Raw genomic sequence first — 16,320 nt, 5'->3', positions numbered from 1 at the left:
GATGGAACCGGCAGAAAACATCACACCCCTTGCGCGTGAGGCGCGCGGGAAGTCTGCGAACCCCGATCCCGCTTCTGCCGCCCTCGATCCCGCCCCCGCCCCGGCGGAGCTGCGGGCGCGGGTGGAGGCGGAAATGGCCGCCTTTGGCCTGTCGCGCGCCAGGGCTGCGGCCGAGATCGGTCCCGGGGTCAGCGCCCCCACGCTCTCAAGCTGGCTGAACGGCAGCTATGGCGGCGACAATGACGCCGTGGAGGCGCGGATCGGGCGCTGGCTTGATACCCGCGCCGAGCGCGCCGCCCATGCCTTTGGCGGGGCCCGGCTCGATGCCCATGCCGAGACCTGTGCCACGCGGGCGGTCAGTGCCGCCCTGGCCTATGCGCAGGCCGCCGGCGATCTGGCGCTGATCCATGGCCCCTCGGGGCGCGGCAAGACCTGGGCGGCCGAGACCCATTGCGCGGGCCGGGCGCAGGCGATCTGGCTGCGCGCCTCGCCGACGCTCACGACCCTGCCCCGGCTGCTTTCGCGGCTCGGCACAGCCCTTGGCGCGGGGGCACGCCCGACCCATTCCATGGAGGCCGAGCAGGCGATTGTGGCCGGCCTTGAGGGGCGCGGCGCGCTCATCGTGGTCGATGAGGCGCATCATCTGCGCGCACCCCTGCTTGATGAGCTCCGCTGCATTCGCGACATGGCCGGCTGCGGGCTGGCGCTCATCGGCGATGACACCATCCGCATGACGCTGGCGCGCTGTCCGCAGGTGACGGGGCGGATCGGCATGCGGGTCGATCTCAAGGCGCTGGCCCGCGACGATGTGGCCGCCATTGCCGCAGGACCGCTGGGACGCAAACCGGGCGCCCGCGAGATGAAACATCTGATCGCCGCCGCCGCAGGCCCCGGCGGGCTGCACGGGTTGCGCCGCCATCTGGCGCGGGCCTGGATGATCGCGCGCGGGGCCGGGCGCGAGGCGATCTCCGAGGCGGATATCGAAGCGGCGGCGGGAGAGCTGTCATGAGCGTAGAGGAGCTGATCGAACGGCTCTCTGAGCTGCCCGCCCATGAGGAGGTCTGGATCGCCGACATCCCGGGCGGCTTTCACGAGATCGAGGCGGTCGGGCTGGAAGACGGGCTGCCGGCGATCTTCGCGCATGTGGATTTTGAGGACGCGGCCGAGGGCTGACGGCGGATGCAAAAGACCCCCTGCAACAGTCAACACATCGAAAGGACATGTTATGGCACAGACAAACCCGCATCCCGACAGGGGCCCCGAGGCCCGGATCGACCAGGGCTGTGACCCGGAGAGCGAAGCCGGTCCCGTATCTCTGGGCCTGCCGCCGCTGAACTGGATCGATGCGGCCACGGTGGACATTGATGGTGCGCGCTACATGCGCGACGCACAAGGGCGGCTGACGCCGCTCGAGATGGTGCGCCCGCAGGACCAGTTGCAGGATGAGATGGTGCGCCGGGTCATTCATTTTGCCGGTGATCTCTCGGGGCAGATCGGGCGGTTCCGGTCCCATTGCTTTGATGAGATCGGCGGGTTTGATGCGATCCTGGAGGCCGAATATGGCGGCCATAGCCGCCGCTCGGTCAAGGGCAACCGCACCTATATGTCCTATGACGGCACGATGAAGGTGCAGGTGCAGATCGCCGATCGCATCGCCTTCGGCCCCGAATTGCAGGTGGCGCGCGACCTGGTGGAGGAATGCCTGGCCGAATGGGCCGAGGGCAGCCGCGCCGAGATCCGCACCATCGTCTCCCACGCCTTCCAGGTCGACAAGGAGGGCGAGATCGCGCGCGCCGGCATCTACAGCCTGCTGCGGCTCGATATCGCGGACGGGCGCTGGCGCAGGGCGATGGAAGCGATCCGCGATGCGATGCGGGTGGTGGGCTCGAAAACCTATATGCGCTGTTATCGCCGCGCCACCCCCGATGCGGCCTGGGAGCCGATCAGCATCGATCTGGCCAAGGCGGGCTGAGCGGTGGCGGTCTTTGGCACCCGCATGACGCGCGACCCGCTCTCCGCCGAGGCGCGCAGGCTCATCGACGCGGCGGTGGCGGCCGGGCGGATCAGGCATATCCCCGAGGGGGTCTCCGGTCTGCCCGTCACGCACCTGCCGATGAAGGCGCCCGAACACAAAGCGCAGCGGATGCGGATCGCGCGGCGGCAGAAGAGGTTCGAACGCGCGGCGCGCAAAGCGCAGGGCGGGGCGGCGGTGACATGACCCGCACCCGCCGATATGCCGAAGGGGACTGCGCCCGGCTGATGCGCGGGGCGCACGGGGCCTGCCGCAAGCTGGGACTCGATGCGGACGCACGCCATGATGTGCAACTGGCTGTGACCGGCAAGGCGTCGATGCGGGACATGTCCGCCCGCGACCTGGTCCTGCTGCTGGCCCATCTCAACACGCTGCAGGGTGAGGCGCGGTCCGGTGCAACCGGTCATCCGTCCAGTGGACGGATGAAGCGCCGAACGGGCGGAGCCCCGGATGGCACAGGGGGCGGCCACAGGGGCGGAGCCCCGGATGGCACAGGGGGCGGCCACAGGGGCGGAGCCCCGGATGGCACAGGGCGCGTCCACAGGGGCGGTCAGAAGGGCGCCAGCGCGGCCCACCGGGACAGCCACAGCGGCGCAAACCCCCACCCCAAAGCCAAAAGGGGTGACGTGCGCCTCATTCACGCGCTCTGGGGCGAACTGGGGCGCCGGGGCGCGCTGAAACGCCCGGGCCGCGCCGGGCTCAACGCCTTCATCCGCGCGCGCTTCGGGGCGCATTGGGCCTTTGTGCCCCTCGATGTGGATGCGCTGACCGATACGGGCTGCATCACCGATGTGATCCGGTCGCTGCGCGCGATGCTGGCCCGCTCCGGGCCCGCACCGGAGGAGGGCGCATGACCGGGTCGCTGCATGTCACCGATCACGCGGTGCTGCGCTGGCTCGAGCGCAGCTGGGGTGTGGATGTGGAGGGGCTGAGGGCGCGGATTGCGGCGCAGGTGCCGGGCGCGGAGGCCGCCATGCGCACCTTTGGCGAGGGCGCGGTGATCCGCGAGGGCCTGCGGTTTCATCTGCGGCGCACGGCAGATGGCACGGTCGCACTCGTCACCATAACCAGCGCCCAGGCCGGGCCGATCTCGAACCGCGCCGAACGGCTGAGCCTGCGGCACCAAAGGAGCGCCCACCGGAGACCTGACCATTGACCCGCCCGCATCAGACTTGCGCATCCGCGCCCCTGCCGGCCTCCCTGGCCGAGATTGCCGATCACGCCGGGCGCGAGGCAGCACTTGCCATCGCGCTGGAACATGGCGGGCGGAGCTGGCGGGTGCCCGCGCGCGATCAAAGCCCCGAGGGCCAGGCCCTGATCGCCCTTCTGGGTCACGCACCTGCACAGGCGCTCATGCAGGGCTGTGGCGGTCATGTGCTGGAGGTGCCGCTGGCGCGCCGCGCGGTGGTGCTGTGGCTGACAGGGCGCGGCCTGGGAACAGGCGAGATCGCCCGCGCCTTGCGTATTGCAACCGGCACCGTGCGGCGCTACCGGCGCGAGGCGCGCGCGCGATGAATGCCCCCGATCCCTTCCGCCTGCCTGAAGGCCCGGTGCAGATCGCCTTTTCCGGCGGCCGCTCCTCGGCCCTGATGCTGCATCATATTCTTGAAAACAATGGCGGGCTTGACCCCGACCACGTGCGGGTGATCTTCACCAACACCGGCCGCGAGAGGGAAGAGACGCTGGATTTTGTCGCGACATGCGGCACCCGCTGGGGCGTGGAGATTGTCTGGCTGGAATACCGCTATGGCAATGGTCCTCGCGCGGTCGAGGTTGATCACGCAACCGCGTCGCAAAACGGCGAGCCTTTTGAGGCGCTCATTCGCCGCAAGCGGCATCTGCCCAATGTGGCCGCGCGCTACTGCACCGCCGAGCTCAAAGTGCGCACCGCCAAGCGCTGGCTGGTGGGTCAGGGCTGGAAAAACTGGACGACGGCATTGGGTATACGAGCGGATGAACAATCGCGCTTGAAATATGATCCCAAAGAAAGATGGCAAAATTGGTATCCGCTGGCCGGGGCCGGCATTGCCCGGCGCGACGTGGCCGCGTTCTGGGCCGCGCAGCCTTTCGATCTGGCGCTGGCAGGTGAGGACGGGCGCACACCCCTGGGCAATTGCGATGGCTGCTTTCTCAAGTCAGAGGCCGTGCGCGCCGCCCTGGCCCGCGATGACCCCGACCGCTTTGCCTGGTGGATAGAGATGGAAGCGCTGGCCTCGCGCCTCAGCAACACCCCCTCAGGCGCATACTGGCGCAAGGATGGAAGCTGCGCGGAGCTGGCCGATTTCGTGGCGCGCCAGGGGGACTGGATATTTGAGACCGAAGGCGCTCTGTGCCAGGCGGAAGCGGGAGAATGTACCTAGATGAAGGATATGGATATGGAAGAACAGGACAAAAACGCCGATCCCGGCACCACAGCCCGCACCGCCCTTCTGGAGCGGCTTTCGGGGATGGAGGATGTGGAGACGATCACCGAGGCGGTAACCACGGCGCTCATCGAGACCGGGGCAAAGGTGGAAATCCCCCAGCTCGCCTGCGGCATCGTGGAAATACAGCTTTACGGCCTCGTCGCCCACGGGGGCGATCTGGGTGCGGCCTGTCTGATGTGGCTGGAGGCGGCGCGGGCGGTTCACAGTGAAGACTGAACGCCGCCAGCCCTGGCTTCCGGGTTTGACGCCCCCACCCCGGATGCGCCGCGTGATGATGCATGCCGATGACCGGGGGCAGGCTCCGGGCCTGATGCCCGGCTGGCGCACCGCAAAGGGCGGGCATTTCACATGTGGCCGCTGCGGCCATGAGGCGGGCTGGCTTTTTGACATGACCGACAGTGAAGTGCGGCGCGGTGTGCCCTGTCCGGTCTGCAACGATCCCGCACCGCCCCGGGTATAACCAGAGCAGCGGACCATGGTCCGCTGACTGATGTGGCGCAAAGCCGCTAATGTGGGCAGGACCCTTTTGCCCGCATATCTTTCCCGGAGGCCTGCTGATGATGCCCACCCCTGAAGACTGGCAGAGCTTTGCCGCGCTCCTTGCGATCCTGGGCCTTCTGGGCGGCGCCGTGGTGGCCCTGCAGCGGCTGGGTCTTTTGCGGCGCAGCGCCTCCCCGCACCCATCCCGATCCGAACCCGGGGCAGATGTCACCGACCGGCTCGACCGCCACGCCGAACGGCTGACGCGGCTGGAAGGCGCGGTGGCCGGACTGGCCAGCCGCGAGGACATTCACGCGCTGCAGCTTGCCATCGAACGCCAGGCGGGCGCGGTCTCGGAGTTGCGCACCGCCATGGAGCGCGATGCCAGGGCCGTGGGCACCCTTTCGGCCGCCATCACCCGGATCGAGGACCATCTTCTGGGAGAGAGCCGCAGATGAGCTATGCCGCAACACTGGACGCCCACCGCCGCCTGGCCATCCTCACCCATCTTTCGGCCTGTCTCGAATATGCCTCCAACTCGGAGATCCTCATGGATGTCTGCAATGGGCTGGGCATTACCACCTCGCGCGACCGGCTGGTCTCAACGCTGGCCTGGCTCAGCGAACAGGAGCTTGTGACGCTGGAGGACCATGAGGGCTTCGTTCTGGCCTCGGCCACCGCGCGCGGCGTGGATATCGCGCAAGGCCGGGCCCTCCATCCCGGCGTGAGGCGGCCCGCACCAAAGGGGCCGTGACATGCCGCGACGGCGCAAGATCGATCTTCTGCCCTCGGCCATCCGTGACTGGCTGCGCGAAGAGCTCGCCGCGCAGGGGTTTGCCGACTATGACACGATCACCGACGCGCTCAATGACCGCCTGGCCGAGAAGGGGCTGCTGGTCACGATCGGGCGCTCAACGGTGCAGCGGTTCGGCCAGGAACACCGGGAGTTCTCGCGCCTTCAGCAGGAGGCCACCGGCTGGGCGGCGGGGTGGCTGGACGAGATCGGGCTGGAAGAGGAAGCCCGCCGCCAATCGGTGCTCTTCGAGATGATCACCACCGTGGCCTTCAAGGTGATGAAAGCGCAGATGACCCGGGAGGCCGGGGAGATCGATCCGCGTGATCTGCATTTCCTGGGCCGGATGATGAAGGATGTCATGAGCTCATCGGGCTTGCGCGAGGCAATGGCCGACAAGGAACGCAAACGCCTGGCCGAGGCCGAGCGCCGCGCCGGGGGAGAACGGGCCGGGGCGGCCGCGCGCGGGGCCGGTCTCAGCCCGGATGTTGCCGCCCTGATCCGGCAGGCGGTCGAGGGTGGTGATGCATGAGGACCCTTCTGCCCTATCAATCGGCCTGGGTGGGGGACCCCGCCCCGCTGGCCGTGATCGAGAAGTCCCGCCGCATCGGGATCAGCTGGGCCGAGGCCTATCACGCGGTGATGCATGCAGGCACGGGCCGGGGCGATATCTACTATCAGAGCTACGCACGCGACATGACGCGCGGCTTCATCGACGATTGCGCGGGCTGGGCCGAGGACCTCGACATCGCGGCCGGGGCGGCCGGCGAGGTTCTGATCCATGATGAGGGCCGCGACATCCAGGCCTTCCGGATCGCGCTGGCCTCGGGCAAACAGATCCTCGCCATGACCTCTTCCCCACGCGGGTTTCGGGGCAAGGGCCGTCCGGGCGATGTGGCGGTGATCGATGAGGCCGCCTTTGTCGACACGCTCGACGCGGTGCTGAAAGCGGCGCTTGCGTTTCTGACCTGGGGCGGCCGGGTGCGGATCATCTCCACCCATAACGGCGAGGCCAACCCGTTCAACACGCTGGTGCGCGATATCCGGGAGGCTCGCCAGCCGGGCACGCTCCACCGGGTGACACTGCGTGACGCGCTCGCTCAGGGGCTCTATGGGCGGATTGCACAGCTTACCGATCAACCGCTCACGCAGCCGGCCGAAACCGCCTGGGAGGCCGCCATCCGCGCCCAATATGGCCGCCACGGGCCGGAAGAGCTCGACTGCGTGCCTTCGGCGGGCGGCGGGGCCTGGCTGCTTTATGATCTCATCCGCGCCGCCTCACGCGACGCGCGCGCCGGAAACCCCGACCATCGCGGCTCCGGTCCCTGCTATATCGGTGTTGATGTGGCGCGCCGTCGCGACCTCTGGGTGGCCGCCGTGCTGGAAGATGATGGGGGCACGCTCTGGCTGCGCGAGATTGTCACACTGGACAACAAAACCTTTGCCGAACAGCGCGCCGAAATGCGCCGTCTTGCGCGCGCGCACCGCCCCTTGCGCATCCTGGTCGATCAGACCGGCATGGGCGAGGCGGTGGTCGAGCAGTACCAGGAAGACCATGGCGCGCTCACCGTGGAAGGGGTGCTGCTGTCGGCGGCCCGCAAGCTCGATGTGGCCGGCGCCCTGCGCGAGGCCTTCGAGGATCGCCGCATTCGCATTCCCGCCGATCCCGCGCTCTGGGATGATCTGCATTCCGTGCGCGCCGAACCCTCGGCCTCCGGGGCGCCGCGCCTTGTTGCCGACCGCAAGGACAGTGACGGGCATGCCGATCGCTTCTGGGCCCTGGCGCTCGCGGCCTTCGGAGCCGCCTCGGTGGCAGGGCCCTTCGAGATGCGGCCGGGTCCGCAACTCAGCTCCGCCGGGCTGGGCGGCGGGCCAGGCGCGGGCGCGGGCTACCGCGCCGATCCCGATCTCGACATCATCCGCTCGCCGCTGGCGGGCCCTGTTGGCTGGAGGTAAGCCATGGATCCCCGTGACAGTGATGTCCCCAAGCGCCCCGATACCGCAGAGCGGGCCGCACCGGCCCAGACCGCCCGGCTGGGCGGAACCGGCATCTGGGGTCAGACCGCAGGCTGGCTGGAAGGTCTGGGCAGCGCGCTGGCCGGCGGGCCGGGCGGCTTTGGCGCTGTCCCGGGCGATGACGCCGGACTGGACGCCGCCGAGATCGCCCTGACCGACAGCAAGGCCACCGCCGTGCTGGGCCAGCGCATCGACGGGTTGCTGGCGGCCCCCCTGACAATCGAGCCCGGCGGGACGCGCGCGCGGGACGTGGCGGCCGCCGACGATCTGCGCTTGCAGTTGGGCGGCCTCGACATGAACCGGGTCAGCCGGGCGCTTCTGCACGCGATCTGGTATGGCTATGCGATCTCCGAATGCCTTTGGGCGGTGGAGGGGCACCGCGTCCGGCTGGTCGATATCCGCAGTCGCGATCCGCGCCTCATCCGCCATGACCGGACCACGCTCGAGCCGCTGCTGATCACCCGGAGCCATCCGGCCGGGATCCCGCTGCCGCCAGCAAAATACATCCTGCACCGCACCCCGCCGCGCCATGGCGGGCAACCCTTCGGGCTGGGGGCCGCGCATTGGTGCATCTGGCCGGTCTGGCTCAAGCGGCAGGTGCTGCGCATGTGGTCGGTGGCGCTGGAGAAGTTCGGGGCGCCGGTGCTGGTGGGCAAATACAGACAGGATGCGCTGCAACCGGAGATCGATGCGCTGCTGGCAATCATGGGACAGGCGGTGACAGCCAGCTGCATCGCGCTGCCCGAGGGCCAGTCGGTGGAAACGCTGGCCGCCGCCGGTTCCGGCGGTGGAGCCGGTGGTAGAGGCTCGGGGGGCGGAGACTTCCGCTCCATGCTGTCCGCTCTGGATCGCATGATCGCCGAAGCGGTGGTGGGCCAGCACGCCACCTCCGAGATCGGCCAGCATGTGGGCACAGCCAGGGTCCAGAATGAAACCCTTCAGGCCCTCATCGCCAGTGACGAACATCGGCTTTCCGAATGCCTGCACGCCAGCGTGGCCACATGGCTCACCCACTGGAACTTTCCCGGGGCTGCCGTGCCCCGGCTTTACCGCGATACCGCGCCACCCGAGGACCTCGAGATCCGCGCAAAACGCGATTATTACATCACCCAGGCCTCCGGCCTGCGCCCCGCGCGCAGCTATATCGAAGAGGTCTATGGTGGGGTCTGGGAAGAGCCGGCCCCCCGGCCCGACAGGCCGCCCGACATGTCTGATCCCACCGCAGAGTTTGCCGCGCCGCCCGGCGGCGCCCCGGGTGATGCCATCACCGGGCTGGTCGGCCATCTCATCGGCCCCGATATTGCCACAGAGGCCGCCGCTGCCACGCTCATTCCCGTTCAGGGCGCACTGGATGAGGCGGAAACGCTTCAAGCGTTGCGCGACCGGCTGGCGGAACTGGCCACCCACCCAGCCGCCGAAGCGCTGGCCGGGCTTTACGCGCGCGCTGATTTTGCAGCCCAGCTCGCAGGCACCGCCGATGCGCCGGTGATGCCCGAAAGCGATCCGGAGGCGTGACCCCATGGCTGACCCGATCGATCTCACGCCACTGGCCACCGCCACAGCGCTTCAGCCCCGGGAAGCCATAGAGTTCTTTCGCGCCAAGGGCTACGCCCCGCCTGAAGGGCGCTATTCCTGGCGCGACTGGTGGGGCGCCTCCCATGCGCGCGGCTTCGTGGTCGCCAAGGCGATGCAGGACGATCTGCTGGCCACGATCCGCGAAGCCGTGGACGAGGCCATCGCCGGGGGCTGGACCATGGAGCAGTTCCGCGCGGCGCTGGAGCCAAAGCTCAAGGCCGCCGGATGGTGGGGCCGCAAGAGCATGACCGATCCGCTCACCGGCGAGACCCGCATCGTACAGCTTGGCTCGAAACGCCGCCTTGCCGTCATATTCGACACCAACCTGCGCACCGCATATGCCGCCGGACGCTGGATGCGCATCCAGCGCACCAAAGAGGTCTTTCCCTATCTCGAATATATCCAGCTCCAGCGCGCCAGCCGCCGCGCGGCGCATCAGCCTTTCCACGGGCTGGTTGTGCCGGTCGATCATATCTGGTGGGCCATGCATTTCCCGCCCAACGGCTATTTCTGCGCCTGTACCACCCGCCAGCTCTCCGCCCGCGCGCTGGAACGCCGGGGCCTGACCGTCGCCACCGAGCCACCAATGGAAACCCGCAGCCTGACCGATCCCCGCACCGGGCGCAGCCTTGAGGTTCCCAAGGGCATCACGCCGGGCTTTGAGACCAACCCCGGGGCCACATTCCTCGCCGAGCAGGGCCGCCATGATGTCATCGCCGAGGGCCTGGACCCGGTGGCGCGCGGCATCGAACTGGGGCTGATCCACGAAGCCCGCGCACGCGGCCTCAGAACCGGCAGGGAACATCTCGCCGCCATCGATCTCGACGCCGACACCCCCGTGCGTGGCGGCAATGCCGCACCCGTGGAATGGGTGGAGGGCGCGCGAGACCGGGTCGACTTGTCTCCGGAGATGCTCGACATATTGAGAGACCCGGCCCGCCGTATCGGCGTCGTGCACAATCATCCCGATTCCGCAGCCCTGTCATCTGTTGATCTTGAGCAGCTGGAAAAGCGACCCGGCCTCGTGCGCGTCGTCGCCGTGGGCCATGATGGCTCGCTCTTCCGCGCCACCGATCCCCGCCCCGGGCTTGGCCACACCGCCAATCGCCTCTGGCAACTGGCCACGCTGCGCATCAACGAGCAAGCGGCCGGTCTCGACATGAACGCCCCCGCCATGCAGCGGCTGGCCTCCCATGCCGCCACCAGCGCACTGGACCGCGCAGGCTACGTCAACTATGCTCACGCCATCGCCGGGGGCAGCCGCGTCAACCTGATGCGCTTTGGCGAAGACCGCATGGAGCAACTGATCGCAGGACTTCTCGAATGGCTGGTTTCCTGACATGGGAAGACCTCGAAAGGCACGGTCTCACCGAGTGCGATCCACGTGATCGCGAAGATCTCGATGATCGGATGTTCGGTGATTTCCTCTACGATCATGAGCCAGGGCAGTCCGTGGACTGGCTCCGTCAAACACTCAAATCCGGCAAACCGACCTGCGGCGCCGGATTCGCCGTGGAACTGAGATGCTCCATCGGGGCTGTCAGAAACGGCCTGCTGTTCCCCTGGGGTGCGGGCCTGCCCGAACCCGCAGAGATTCACCGATTGCGGGATTGCGTGCGCGAGGCCATTGCGCAGATCACCGCATGGGTCGAGGGTCACGGTATCGACCGCCTTGATACCCCTGAGGAAGAGGCCGCAGCCCGGCATGGATGGCCTGATGCCGTGGGCAAGGCCTGGACACCGCAATGGGACATCCTCGGGATCGAACCACCCAACTGGTGGGCCCGTTCCTGAACCGCCCCAACACAGGCCCTAAACGCATCTTCAAAGCCCCGTTAAACGCCAATGCCACGCGCTCTGACCGATCGGCGCAATCCGGGTGTTCTGGCCTGCGCAGATCGTGGAAAATACGCTCGATTCCGGGCCCTGAAATGCGAAGAAAAAACCAGCGTTTTCCGGCGATCTGAACCACTGAGCGGTCGAGATTGGGCAAATCACTGTCGCAAGCCCGATTTTGAGCCCTCATCGTCACGCCTCCTCAAGCACCCGAAAAACCCCTTATTCTGCGCGGTTTAACGCCCCTCATCCCAGATAGGCCCGGATAGGCCCGGATAGGCCCGATTGAGCATTAATTCTGTCGGGGCACAACATGGCCAAAACTCCGGTCGATCAGGTCATGCGCGGCTTCCTGTGGGAACGTAAAGTGGGCGAACCAGCCTAAGCCGACACGACCGAGCCTTCATCGCCTTCGGTTACAACCAGCGTTTGGGCCCGGTCGCCCAATTCCGCAAACAGCTCAGGCCCGGTGCCCGTCATCCAGGCCTGAGCGCCCAGCGCACAGATCTCATCATAGAGCGCCGCGCGTCGCCCGGCATCCAGATGCGCAGCCACCTCATCCAGCAGAACGATCGGTGGCGCACCGACCATTCCCGCTAGCGCCCGTGCGTTTGACAGGATCAGGGACACGAGCAACGCCTTCTGCTCACCCGTGGAACAATCCTTGGCGGGAACCCCCTTGGCAGCAAACACCCCATACAGGTCCGAGCGATGCGGACCGACCAGAGTCCGACCCGCCGCCAGATCGCGGAAACGGCTTTCGCTCAGCGCCTCCCGCAGATCATCCGCTGTCTCGGGCATCGCACCATCCGTTTGGATCAACTCCAACTCGGCTGAAGGAAACGCCGTTTCGGCCTGATCCTGCGCGGCACGCAAATGGTCTAATGCGGCAAGACGCGCCGCATGGATCCGATGCCCTGTCTCGGCCATCTGACCTTCCAAGGCCGTGTACCAATGGGCATCCCGGACCTGATCTTTCAATAGCCGGTTCCGCTCACGCATAGCCTTTTCGTAGGTCAGCGACGCCTCGGCATGCGCGGGATCAAAGCTCAACGCGATGCGGTCCAGAAACCGCCGCCGCCCCTCAGCCCCTTCGATCCACAGCCGATCCATCGAAGGGATCAACCACACGACGCGTGCGAGCTTGCCTAGATCAATCTGACTGGAAGCCTTGTGGTCAATCCGAACCTGACGCGCCGCACCGCCTTCGGACCACGTCTCGATCTCATATCGCCCGCCCTGCGCACTGAGCAGACCAGAGAGTTTCCAGCCCAACGCTTCGGGCCGCCGGGTCATCTCCGCCGCGCTGGCCCGCCGCATCCCGCGACCGGGTGAGAACAGAGACACCGCTTCCAGAATATTGGTCTTTCCGGCCCCGTTCGGCCCATGGATGGCGACAGGCCGCCCATCCAAAGACAAACGTGCCAGCTTATGAGACCGAAAATGCGAGACCGTAAGCTCGGTCAGGGCCAATCCCATGACCCCTCCCTTCTTCTGTTCAAAAATACCTCCGCCGGAGGCGTCGCGCGCCAGCGCGATCAGACGCGCATCGGCATAACAACGTAAACCGCGCTTAGATCATTGCCTTCGCGCATCAAAGTTGGGTCACCGGCCGAGTTAAACAGGAACACCGCGTTCTCACGATCCACCTGGGATGCAATCTCGAGCAGGTATTTCGCGTTGAACCCGATCTCGAGACGTTCATCGCCATAAGCAACGGCCAGCTCTTCCTCAGCCGCGCCACTATCCGGCGCATTGACCGACAACACCAGCTTATCGGCATCCAGTTGCAGCTTCACAGCGCGCGAACGCTCTGACGAAACCGTTGCAACCCGATCCACGGCTTGCGCGAACTCGGCAGCATCCACTTCCAGTTGGCGCGTATTGCCCTGCGGAATGACGCGTGTGTAATCGGGGAAGGTGCCATCAATGACCTTCGAGGTCAGCGTGATATCCGGCGTGGCAAAGCGCACCTTGGTTTCGCTGACCGAGACAGCGATATCCATCTCGTCATCGTCCAACAGTTTGCGCAGCTCACCCACGGTTTTACGCGGCACGATTACACCGGGCATGTCCGCAGCACCATCCGGCAAGTCCGCATCAATCCGCGCCAGACGGTGACCATCGGTGGCCACGCAGCGCAGAACCTTGCCGCCTTCGGACCCGTCCGCGACATGCATGTAGACACCGTTCAGATAGTACCGCGTCTCTTCGGTCGAGATGGCGAATTTCGATTTGTCGAACAACCGACGCAGCAACGCCGCCGACGCGGTGAAATTCGACTGGTATTCCGAGGACGCCATGACCGGGAAATCCTCTTTCGGCAAGGTCGCCAGAGAGAAGTTCGACCGCCCCGCCTCTACCGTCAAACGGCCAGCTGCGCTGTCCGCCGTCAGGGTGACAAGCGCGCCATCCGGCAGTTTGCGCACAATTTCATGCAGGGTCGTAGCAGCCACTGTTGTCGCACCGGCCTTTTCGACCTGCGCAGGCGCTTTGTCGACAACCTCGATATCCAGATCGGTGGCTCGGAACAGGGCTTGGTCGCCTTCAGCCTCGATCAGCACATTGGCAAGGATCGGGATCGTGTTGCGACGTTCCACAACGGATTGGGCCTGGGAAACGGCCTTGAGAAGGGTGCCGCGTTCGATGCTGATCTTCATACCCTCTGTTCCTCTGACTTGCGTGCCGAAAATGGGCGGGACTGGCACGTTAGCGTCTCAGCCCTGAGGCACAAGGATTTTTTACCGATTTCTGGGTGGGAATACCCCGGTGGTCAAGAGGTACGCGCGCGAAACGCGTCCATTCCTCCGCAACCGTGGAGAATAGCGCACAAGAAAATGCCCCGGACGCAATGGCCCGGGGCATTTACCGACAATGGGCGCGGTTCAGGCCTCTAGCGAGCGGCGCAGCATTTCCACGTCTTCTGCGATCTGACCATCGGTCGTCTTCAGCTCTTCGATGCGCTTGACCCCATGCATAACGGTTGTGTGGTCGCGCCCTCCGAAACGGCGGCCGATCTCTGGTAGAGAGCGGCTGGTTAGTTGCTTGCACAGATACATGGCCACCTGACGCGGACGAGCATAGGACCGCAGGCGCTTAGGGCCGATAATGTCGGACAGGCGAATGTTGTAGTAGTCCGACACTTTGCGCTGGATCTCTTCGACGGTGATCTTGCGTTCTGAGGCGCGCAGCACATCCGCCAGACAGTCCTGCGTCAGTTCCATGTCGATCTCACGCCCCACAAGCGAGGCAAAGGCGAACAGACGGGTCAGGGCGCCCTCGAGAACGCGTACATTGGTCGAGATGCGATGCGCCAGAAACTCCAGTACGCCATCGGCGATGACCAGATCGGGATAGGTGGCGATATGCTGCTGGACCTTGTTTTGCAAAATGCCCAGACGCAGTCCGTAGTCGGTGGGATGCAGATCAACGACCAGACCACATTGCAGGCGCGATTTCACGCGATCTTCCAGATCCTTGATCTCACCTGGGGCGCGGTCGGCCGAGATGATGATCTGCTTGTTCTGGTCCACCAGCGCATTGAACGTGTGAAAGAACTCTTCCTGGGTCGAGTCCTTGCCCGCGATGAACTGCACATCGTCCACCATCAGCACATCGACCGAGCGGAACAGATGTTTGAAATCCATCATCCGGCGTTCGCGCAATGCCTGAACAAAGCGGTACATGAACTGTTCCGCCGACAGGTAAAGCACGTTCAGCTCGGGGCTTTTGGTTTTCAGCTCCCACGCGATCGCGTGCATCAGGTGGGTTTTACCTAGCCCAACACCACCATAGAGAACCAGCGGATTGAACGTGACCGGGCCACCTTCGGCCACGCGGCGCGCGACGGCATGGGCCAGTTCGTTGGGTTTGCCGACAACAAAGCTGTCGAAGGTAAAACGCGCATCCAAGGGTGCGGCCTGTAGATCCTCGAGCGCCGCATTGGCAGATTCCGCAACTGGTGCAGCAGCTGCGGTCAACTTGGGTTCATCCGTGACAACTGCCGGTCGGGTGGTCGAATTGGCTGCCGCCTTGAACGCAAGACGTTGGACGGCCTCACCCGCGGTATTCAGTTCATACAGAATCAAATCTGCGAAATTCTGGCTGACGTAATTCCCCATGAAGTTGGTTGGAACCGAGAACACGGCTACACCATCCTGCAGCTCCTGAAATTCCAGAGGCTCAATCCAGGTGGTGAAGTTGTTCTTGCCAACGGCCTTCAGTAGTTTGTTACGTAGTTGTCCCCATTTCTCTTGTGTCATCAAGCGCCTCACGCATCCCATTTTTTTTTGACCTGTCGGTCTTATCAATCGTCGCCGGTTTCCCGGTCATTGACGTTCACGCACAAGGGTACTCTGCACCGGACTGTTCCATCCGGCGGGTAAATGAATACTTAGCATGCACAAATCGTATCCCGCAGCAGGATCCCGGAGAACCGGGGCACGCGTCGTAACCCAATTGTTTGACAGGGCTGAGATCATCGGAAAACCCGAGACCCAGAGCAGATCGTTTAACCGGCCACGGCCGGTTTTCGAACGCTGGTTCCTGATGTCTGACTGATGCCCGTCAGTCAGATGTCTGGAACAGCCTGTCCCCCCAAGCGAGTGAATCGCTGACTCAATGGTAGCAAGATGTTGCCTGTCGCAGCAACGAAACTCTGATATTGACTCGGGGTTCAGGGCGAAAGAATCTCTCGACTTCGTGAGGTCGCGGCTTTCTGGCAACAAACACGAAAGGCGCCGCAATGCGCGACGCCTTTAGTTAGAAAACGCTTGACGCGTTCCGGCGGGAATCAACCCAGCGCTTTTACGCGTGCCGACAGGCGCGACATTTTACGCGATGCGGTGTTCTTGTGGAAAACGCCTTTGGTGACGCCGCGCATCAGTTCAGGCTGAGCTGCGCGCAGAGCTGCGGTTGCAGCGTCTTTGTCGCCAGAAGCGATCGCTTCTTCAACTTTACGCAGGTAGGTGCGGATGCGCGAACGGCGCGCTTTGTTTACGGCGAAGCGCTTTTCGTTCTGACGGGCGCGTTTCTTTGCCTGGGGCGAATTTGCCATGTGTCTCTGACCTTTGTTAGGTACGGTTGTCTAGGGTTGCGCGCCACGGAGTTATCCGCACCGGATCAGAAATCACGAGTGTGAGTCGGGCCAAGCGGGCCGCACG

At 65.2% G+C, this 16,320-nt stretch carries 21 protein-coding genes; 17 read left to right on the top strand and 4 right to left on the bottom strand.

Going from position 1 to position 16,320, the window contains the following annotated elements:
• The first annotated feature begins 1 nt into the window (after position 1).
• Genes ACOERD_RS29050 through ACOERD_RS28970 form a run of 17 tightly spaced genes read left to right on the top strand, consistent with a single transcriptional unit; the run spans position 2 to position 11,116 of the window.
• Positions 2 to 1,009, top strand: a complete 1,008-nt coding sequence (locus ACOERD_RS29050) for an AAA family ATPase (RefSeq protein ID WP_419738683.1) — start codon at positions 2 to 4, stop codon at positions 1,007 to 1,009.
• The gene (locus ACOERD_RS29045; RefSeq protein WP_419737798.1) at positions 1,006 to 1,173 is read left to right on the top strand and encodes a hypothetical protein; all 168 of its coding nucleotides are present in this window, start codon (positions 1,006 to 1,008) and stop codon (positions 1,171 to 1,173) included. The genes ACOERD_RS29050 and ACOERD_RS29045 overlap by 4 nt, the downstream gene beginning before the upstream one ends.
• 52 nt (positions 1,174 to 1,225) lie before the next feature.
• Positions 1,226 to 1,972: a DUF3164 family protein gene (locus ACOERD_RS29040; RefSeq protein ID WP_419737797.1), complete on the top strand. Its 747-nt coding sequence runs from the start codon at positions 1,226 to 1,228 to the stop codon at positions 1,970 to 1,972.
• Between the two features lie 24 nt (positions 1,973 to 1,996).
• Positions 1,997 to 2,218: a hypothetical protein gene (locus ACOERD_RS29035; RefSeq protein ID WP_419738334.1), complete on the top strand. Its 222-nt coding sequence runs from the start codon at positions 1,997 to 1,999 to the stop codon at positions 2,216 to 2,218.
• Entirely contained in the window at positions 2,215 to 2,886 is a 672-nt protein-coding gene (locus ACOERD_RS29030; protein ID WP_419738524.1) for a hypothetical protein, read from the top strand. Before ACOERD_RS29035 ends, ACOERD_RS29030 begins: the two co-directional genes overlap by 4 nt.
• Complete coding sequence (locus ACOERD_RS29025) at positions 2,883 to 3,188, top strand: hypothetical protein (protein WP_419738332.1); 306 nt, start codon at positions 2,883 to 2,885, stop codon at positions 3,186 to 3,188. The genes ACOERD_RS29030 and ACOERD_RS29025 overlap by 4 nt, the downstream gene beginning before the upstream one ends.
• Positions 3,185 to 3,547 (top strand): hypothetical protein, encoded by a 363-nt coding sequence (locus ACOERD_RS29020; RefSeq protein ID WP_419738331.1) that lies wholly within the window; start codon positions 3,185 to 3,187, stop codon positions 3,545 to 3,547. The genes ACOERD_RS29025 and ACOERD_RS29020 overlap by 4 nt, the downstream gene beginning before the upstream one ends.
• Before the next feature lie 35 nt (positions 3,548 to 3,582).
• Complete coding sequence (locus tag ACOERD_RS29015) at positions 3,583 to 4,392, top strand: phosphoadenosine phosphosulfate reductase family protein (protein WP_419738330.1); 810 nt, start codon at positions 3,583 to 3,585, stop codon at positions 4,390 to 4,392.
• Positions 4,393 to 4,674, top strand: coding sequence for a hypothetical protein (locus ACOERD_RS29010; protein WP_419737720.1), 282 nt, complete (start codon positions 4,393 to 4,395; stop codon positions 4,672 to 4,674).
• On the top strand, positions 4,664 to 4,918 hold the full coding sequence (locus ACOERD_RS29005; RefSeq protein ID WP_419737721.1) for a hypothetical protein: 255 nt from the start codon (positions 4,664 to 4,666) through the stop codon (positions 4,916 to 4,918). Before ACOERD_RS29010 ends, ACOERD_RS29005 begins: the two co-directional genes overlap by 11 nt.
• 49 nt (positions 4,919 to 4,967) lie before the next feature.
• Positions 4,968 to 5,396 (top strand): DUF2730 family protein, encoded by a 429-nt coding sequence (locus tag ACOERD_RS29000; RefSeq protein ID WP_419737722.1) that lies wholly within the window; start codon positions 4,968 to 4,970, stop codon positions 5,394 to 5,396.
• Positions 5,393 to 5,692 (top strand): hypothetical protein, encoded by a 300-nt coding sequence (locus ACOERD_RS28995; protein ID WP_419737723.1) that lies wholly within the window; start codon positions 5,393 to 5,395, stop codon positions 5,690 to 5,692. The genes ACOERD_RS29000 and ACOERD_RS28995 overlap by 4 nt, the downstream gene beginning before the upstream one ends.
• 1 nt (position 5,693) lies before the next feature.
• Complete coding sequence (locus tag ACOERD_RS28990) at positions 5,694 to 6,263, top strand: phage protein Gp27 family protein (protein WP_419737724.1); 570 nt, start codon at positions 5,694 to 5,696, stop codon at positions 6,261 to 6,263.
• Positions 6,260 to 7,687: a hypothetical protein gene (locus tag ACOERD_RS28985; protein ID WP_419738328.1), complete on the top strand. Its 1,428-nt coding sequence runs from the start codon at positions 6,260 to 6,262 to the stop codon at positions 7,685 to 7,687. The genes ACOERD_RS28990 and ACOERD_RS28985 overlap by 4 nt, the downstream gene beginning before the upstream one ends.
• 3 nt (positions 7,688 to 7,690) lie before the next feature.
• Positions 7,691 to 9,262, top strand: a complete 1,572-nt coding sequence (locus ACOERD_RS28980) for a phage portal protein family protein (protein ID WP_419741312.1) — start codon at positions 7,691 to 7,693, stop codon at positions 9,260 to 9,262.
• Between the two features lie 4 nt (positions 9,263 to 9,266).
• Positions 9,267 to 10,661 (top strand): phage minor head protein, encoded by a 1,395-nt coding sequence (locus ACOERD_RS28975; protein WP_419741311.1) that lies wholly within the window; start codon positions 9,267 to 9,269, stop codon positions 10,659 to 10,661.
• Positions 10,646 to 11,116 (top strand): hypothetical protein, encoded by a 471-nt coding sequence (locus ACOERD_RS28970; protein WP_419741310.1) that lies wholly within the window; start codon positions 10,646 to 10,648, stop codon positions 11,114 to 11,116. Before ACOERD_RS28975 ends, ACOERD_RS28970 begins: the two co-directional genes overlap by 16 nt.
• Before the next feature lie 423 nt (positions 11,117 to 11,539).
• Here ACOERD_RS28970 and recF read toward each other — a convergent pair whose 3' ends face one another.
• The 4 genes from recF to rpsT form a co-directional block, all read right to left on the bottom strand.
• Complete coding sequence (recF, locus tag ACOERD_RS28965) at positions 11,540 to 12,637, bottom strand: DNA replication/repair protein RecF (RefSeq protein ID WP_419741309.1); 1,098 nt, start codon at positions 12,635 to 12,637, stop codon at positions 11,540 to 11,542.
• Positions 12,638 to 12,696: 59 nt separating this feature from the next.
• Positions 12,697 to 13,818 carry a DNA polymerase III subunit beta gene (gene dnaN / locus ACOERD_RS28960; RefSeq protein ID WP_170351930.1) on the bottom strand — a complete coding sequence of 374 codons (1,122 nt, stop codon included), beginning with the start codon at positions 13,816 to 13,818 and terminating at the stop codon, positions 12,697 to 12,699.
• Positions 13,819 to 14,043: 225 nt separating this feature from the next.
• On the bottom strand, positions 14,044 to 15,420 hold the full coding sequence (dnaA, locus tag ACOERD_RS28955; RefSeq protein WP_419741308.1) for a chromosomal replication initiator protein DnaA: 1,377 nt from the start codon (positions 15,418 to 15,420) through the stop codon (positions 14,044 to 14,046).
• 530 nt (positions 15,421 to 15,950) lie between these two features.
• Complete coding sequence (rpsT, locus tag ACOERD_RS28950; protein WP_142638226.1) at positions 15,951 to 16,214, bottom strand: 30S ribosomal protein S20; 264 nt, start codon at positions 16,212 to 16,214, stop codon at positions 15,951 to 15,953.
• Positions 16,215 to 16,320 lie beyond the last annotated feature (106 nt).

It is taken from the genome of Ruegeria sp. (assembly GCF_965199275.1).
In the GTDB taxonomy this organism is placed as follows: Bacteria; Pseudomonadota; Alphaproteobacteria; order Rhodobacterales; family Rhodobacteraceae; genus Ruegeria.
Note: the sequence above shows the minus strand (reverse complement) of the source record. Positions and strands in the feature narration are given on the sequence as shown.

Coding starts and splice junctions, on each gene's coding strand:
- ACOERD_RS29025 (WP_419738332.1), top strand. CDS start 2,883: ATGACCGGGTCGCTGCATGTCACCGATCACGCGGTGCTGCGCTGGCTC.
- ACOERD_RS28980 (WP_419741312.1), top strand. CDS start 7,691: ATGGATCCCCGTGACAGTGATGTCCCCAAGCGCCCCGATACCGCAGAG.
- ACOERD_RS29035 (WP_419738334.1), top strand. CDS start 1,997: ATGACGCGCGACCCGCTCTCCGCCGAGGCGCGCAGGCTCATCGACGCG.
- ACOERD_RS29010 (WP_419737720.1), top strand. CDS start 4,393: ATGAAGGATATGGATATGGAAGAACAGGACAAAAACGCCGATCCCGGC.
- ACOERD_RS28990 (WP_419737724.1), top strand. CDS start 5,694: ATGCCGCGACGGCGCAAGATCGATCTTCTGCCCTCGGCCATCCGTGAC.
- ACOERD_RS29000 (WP_419737722.1), top strand. CDS start 4,968: ATGTGGGCAGGACCCTTTTGCCCGCATATCTTTCCCGGAGGCCTGCTG.
- recF (WP_419741309.1), bottom strand. CDS start 12,637: ATGGGATTGGCCCTGACCGAGCTTACGGTCTCGCATTTTCGGTCTCAT.
- dnaA (WP_419741308.1), bottom strand. CDS start 15,420: ATGACACAAGAGAAATGGGGACAACTACGTAACAAACTACTGAAGGCC.
- ACOERD_RS28970 (WP_419741310.1), top strand. CDS start 10,646: ATGGCTGGTTTCCTGACATGGGAAGACCTCGAAAGGCACGGTCTCACC.
- ACOERD_RS29050 (WP_419738683.1), top strand. CDS start 2: ATGGAACCGGCAGAAAACATCACACCCCTTGCGCGTGAGGCGCGCGGG.
- ACOERD_RS28975 (WP_419741311.1), top strand. CDS start 9,267: ATGGCTGACCCGATCGATCTCACGCCACTGGCCACCGCCACAGCGCTT.
- ACOERD_RS28985 (WP_419738328.1), top strand. CDS start 6,260: ATGAGGACCCTTCTGCCCTATCAATCGGCCTGGGTGGGGGACCCCGCC.
- ACOERD_RS29045 (WP_419737798.1), top strand. CDS start 1,006: ATGAGCGTAGAGGAGCTGATCGAACGGCTCTCTGAGCTGCCCGCCCAT.
- ACOERD_RS28995 (WP_419737723.1), top strand. CDS start 5,393: ATGAGCTATGCCGCAACACTGGACGCCCACCGCCGCCTGGCCATCCTC.
- dnaN (WP_170351930.1), bottom strand. CDS start 13,818: ATGAAGATCAGCATCGAACGCGGCACCCTTCTCAAGGCCGTTTCCCAG.
- ACOERD_RS29030 (WP_419738524.1), top strand. CDS start 2,215: ATGACCCGCACCCGCCGATATGCCGAAGGGGACTGCGCCCGGCTGATG.
- ACOERD_RS29040 (WP_419737797.1), top strand. CDS start 1,226: ATGGCACAGACAAACCCGCATCCCGACAGGGGCCCCGAGGCCCGGATC.
- rpsT (WP_142638226.1), bottom strand. CDS start 16,214: ATGGCAAATTCGCCCCAGGCAAAGAAACGCGCCCGTCAGAACGAAAAG.